Source organism: Streptomyces sp. NRRL B-24085 (genome assembly GCF_001282115.1).
Classification (GTDB): Bacteria; Actinomycetota; Actinomycetes; order Streptomycetales; family Streptomycetaceae; genus Streptomyces.
The window spans coordinates 1-3,301 of sequence record NZ_LJBR01000318.1; the positions used below are offsets into that span (position 1 = coordinate 1).

Consider the following 3,301-nt stretch of genomic DNA (forward strand, 5'->3'; position numbering starts at 1 on the left):
TCTGCGGGGTCTCCGACGGCAGCAGTACGGCTCCGCACCTGCGCCGGGCGCGGGTCTTCGACGAGGGCGGGCGGGGGCTGCTGCTGGTCGCGCAGATGGCGGAGCGGTGGGGGAGCCGGCAGACGGCCACGGGGAAGACGATCTGGGCGGAGCTGGGATTACCGGCGGAGTAGGGGGGCCGGCGACGGGGTCGCTCCGTCCGCGGTTGCCCGGGCTCCGGATCGCCCGGGTCCTGGGTCGCCCGGGTTGTCCGGTTTGAGCGGGACGGCAAACGGAACGGTGAATTCACCCGCCTGTGCGACGATGCGCCCGTGAACGCACCCTCCAGCCCTTCCACCGGCCGGCCCCCCACTGAGCCGGCCCCCAAGTCCCCTGGTTTCGCGGCGGAGTTCAAGGACGCCGTGACGTTCCGGGCCTTCGGCCTGGTCCTCGGCGGCCTGCTGGTCCAACTGGCCTTCGTCGTCTCGTACGTCGGCGCCTTCCACTCCCCCACGCCCCACCGCATCCCCGTGGCCGTGGTCGCTCCCCCACAGGCCTCCGCGAAGATCGTGGCGCAGCTCAACGGGCTGGACGGCGAACCGGTGACGGCGACGGCGGCCTCCAGTACGGCCGTCGCCCGCGCGTGGGTGATGACGCGCCGCACGGACGCGGCCTTCCTCTTCAATGCCAGGGGCACCGAGGACACGCTGCTCGTCGCCTCGGCGGGCGGCCCGTCGGTGTCCCAGACGGCCACCCAGATCGCCCAGCGGATCGAGGCGTCCGAGAAGCGCCGGATCACCGTGACGGACATCCGGCCCCCCAACCCCGGGGACGGCCGCGGCATGACGTCCTTCTACCTGGTCCTGGGCTGGGTGATCGGCGGCTACCTGACCGCCACGATCATGGGCATGGCGTCCGGCTCCCGCCCGGCGAACCGCCCCCGCACCCTGATCCGCCTGGCCGCCCTGATCCCGTACGCGGTGGTGTCGGGCGTGGCCGGAGCGGTGATCGTGGGCCCGGTGTTCCACGCCCTGGGCGGCCACTTCTGGGCCCTGAGCGCGATCGGCACCCTGACCGTGCTGGCCTCGGCGACCACGGCACTGGCCCTGCAGACCCTGCTGGGCCTGCTCGGCACGGGTCTGGTCATCCTCCTCTTCGTGGTGCTCGGCAACCCCAGCTCCGGCGGCGTCTACCCGGCCCCTCTCCTCCCCGCCTTCTGGAGCGCGATCGGCCAGGCCCTGCCGCCCGGCGCCGGCACGACCCTGGTCCGCAACACGGTCTACTTCTCGGGCCACGCGACGGGCCCGGCCCTGTGGGTACTGGTGGCGTACGCGGTGGGCGGAGCGGTGCTGGCCTGGGCCGCGTCCTGGTGGCGGGAGGGACGGACGGCTCCCGCGGGGACGGGCGCGGAGGCGGCGGTTACTGCTTGAGGGGAGGCACGGCGTTCCGCACGGGGGCCGGGGTCCTGAGGCCCCCGGGCGGGTCGTCTCGCCGGCAAAGCCGACCGGCCGGGGAAGCGGGCCCGCTCCGGGACCGTCCTACGTCGCCGGCGCCGGCGCCGGACCCCGTGTGCGGGTCACATGGGCCCTGCGCAGGAACGGCCTCTCGACGGCGTAGTAGGACAGCAGGGCCATCAGGAGGGTCAGGAGCACCGTCGCCGCGAGACGGCCCTCCTGCACGCCGAGGGAGGCGAGGAGGCGGACGACCGGGTAGTGCCAGAGATAGATGCCGTAGCTCAGGTTGCGGCCCACCCAGGACAGGGGGGTCAGGGCCAGCAGGCGGGAGAGGCGGTCGTCGGGGCCCAGTTCCAGGGCCGTGACCAGGGTGGCGGACAGGGCGGCCACGGCGAGGAAACCGGTTGTGTACCACGCGGCCGTCCAGGGGCCGAGGTCCTCGGTGACCGGCACCTGCCAGGCGACCAGGCCCAGCAGGGCGAGGGCCGGCCAGGCCAGGCGGGCGGACCAGGTGCGCAGGACGGCGAGGCGCGGGTCGTCGGAGCGCAGGCGGGCGAGGGCCACGGCGACCAGGGCGCCGGCCAGCAGCTGGTCGGCGCGGGTGTCGGTGCCGTTGTAGATGCGGTGGGCCGCTTCCGGGGTCCACAGGACGCAGCGCCACAGCAGGGGCAGCACGCACAGGGCCGCCGTGCCCAGCAGGACCGTGCGGGCCCGCACGCGCCGCAGGAGGACGAGCAGGACGAGCGGCCACAGGAGGTAGAACTGCTCCTCCACGCCCAGGGACCAGGTGTGCGCGAGCGGGCTGGTGAGGTCGGAGTAGGGGCCGGGCTCCATGGCCCGTACGACATTGGTGAGGAAGAGCGCGGACAGGCCCGCGGCCTGGAGCGAACCGTCGAAGCCCCACAGGGACGTCGTCGACGCGAGCAGGGCGCAGACCGCGCACAGGGCCAGCAGGGCGGGCACCAGCCGCAGCCACCGGCGGCGGTAGAAGGCCATGAGGGAGATGCCGCCGCGGCGGACGTACTCGGCGATCAGCAGGCGGGTGATGACGAAGCCGCTGATGGTGAAGAAGACGTCCACGGCGACCGCGCCGCCCGGCAGCGCGTCGGGCTCCACATGGTGGACGACGACCAGCGCGACCGCGAGGGTGCGCAGTCCGTCCAGGCCGCTCACCCGGCCGGTGCGGGCCACCGCGGACGGAAAACCCCGGCTCGCACGGGGTGCGACCGGGGCCGGAGGTCTGCGGACGCCTGCCGCGGTGTCCGCTTTGCCCTGTCCTTCCTGCTCCGATTCCGCCACGGCTGTCGAGTCCGGTGCCTTCGCCATGAAAGAGATCTCTTCTCACCTGCCCGCTGAAACGAGTAATCCCGGTGCGCCTAACCGGAAATCACGCTCGCATGCCTCTCTGGGCGTCGGCTGTGCCACGTCAGGGCACCAAGGGGGACGGCCGTGCCGGCCGAGAAGGCCCGGCGGGTGCGGCGGGACGGGACGCCGATGGCGCTCACCGCGAAGGAGTTCGACCCGCTGCACTTCCTGTGCGGCGTCCGGGCGAAGGCGGACGTGGCGAAGGTGCGGTCGGCGGAGGTCCGCTCCCACCTGTGGGACACGTACGTCACCTGGGCGGGCGGGACGGCCGACGACTCCGCGTTCTACGTGCGGGTGCACAGCCGCGTGGTGTGGGTCGAGGTCGACGGCCAGGGCCCGGGTCCCCTGGCCGGCGCGTGCGGCGCGAGCCAGGGGGACGTCCCGCCCCAGAAGCACGTCCACTCGACTGAGGGGAGCTAGGCCGCTTCCGGCCGGGGGAAGGTCTCGTCCTCGTCGTCCCCGAAGTCCGGGGCCTGGAAGGGGTTCGTGGTGGGGGGCGGCAG

General features: G+C 73.7%; 4 protein-coding genes. 3 read left to right on the forward strand and 1 reads right to left on the reverse strand.

Going from position 1 to position 3,301, the window contains the following annotated elements; genetic code table 11:
• Both AOJ26_RS44600 and AOJ26_RS30400 read left to right on the forward strand, forming a co-directional pair.
• Positions 1–173: ATP-binding protein (locus AOJ26_RS44600; RefSeq protein ID WP_234358707.1), on the forward strand; the 173-nt coding region annotated here is incomplete at its 5' end.
• A 138-nt stretch (positions 174–311) separates the two neighbouring features.
• Positions 312–1,409, forward strand: coding sequence for a DUF3533 domain-containing protein (locus AOJ26_RS30400; protein WP_078960082.1), 1,098 nt, complete (start codon positions 312–314; stop codon positions 1,407–1,409).
• A 108-nt stretch (positions 1,410–1,517) separates the two neighbouring features.
• Here AOJ26_RS30400 and AOJ26_RS30405 read toward each other — a convergent pair whose 3' ends face one another.
• A complete protein-coding gene (locus AOJ26_RS30405; RefSeq protein WP_053851581.1) occupies positions 1,518–2,759 on the reverse strand; it encodes an acyltransferase family protein in 1,242 nt (413 codons plus the stop codon).
• 123 nt (positions 2,760–2,882) lie between these two features.
• Between AOJ26_RS30405 and AOJ26_RS30410 the strand changes: the two genes are divergently transcribed.
• Positions 2,883–3,218, forward strand: a complete 336-nt coding sequence (locus AOJ26_RS30410; protein ID WP_234358706.1) for a DUF3500 domain-containing protein — start codon at positions 2,883–2,885, stop codon at positions 3,216–3,218.
• Positions 3,219–3,301: the final 83 nt, after the last annotated feature.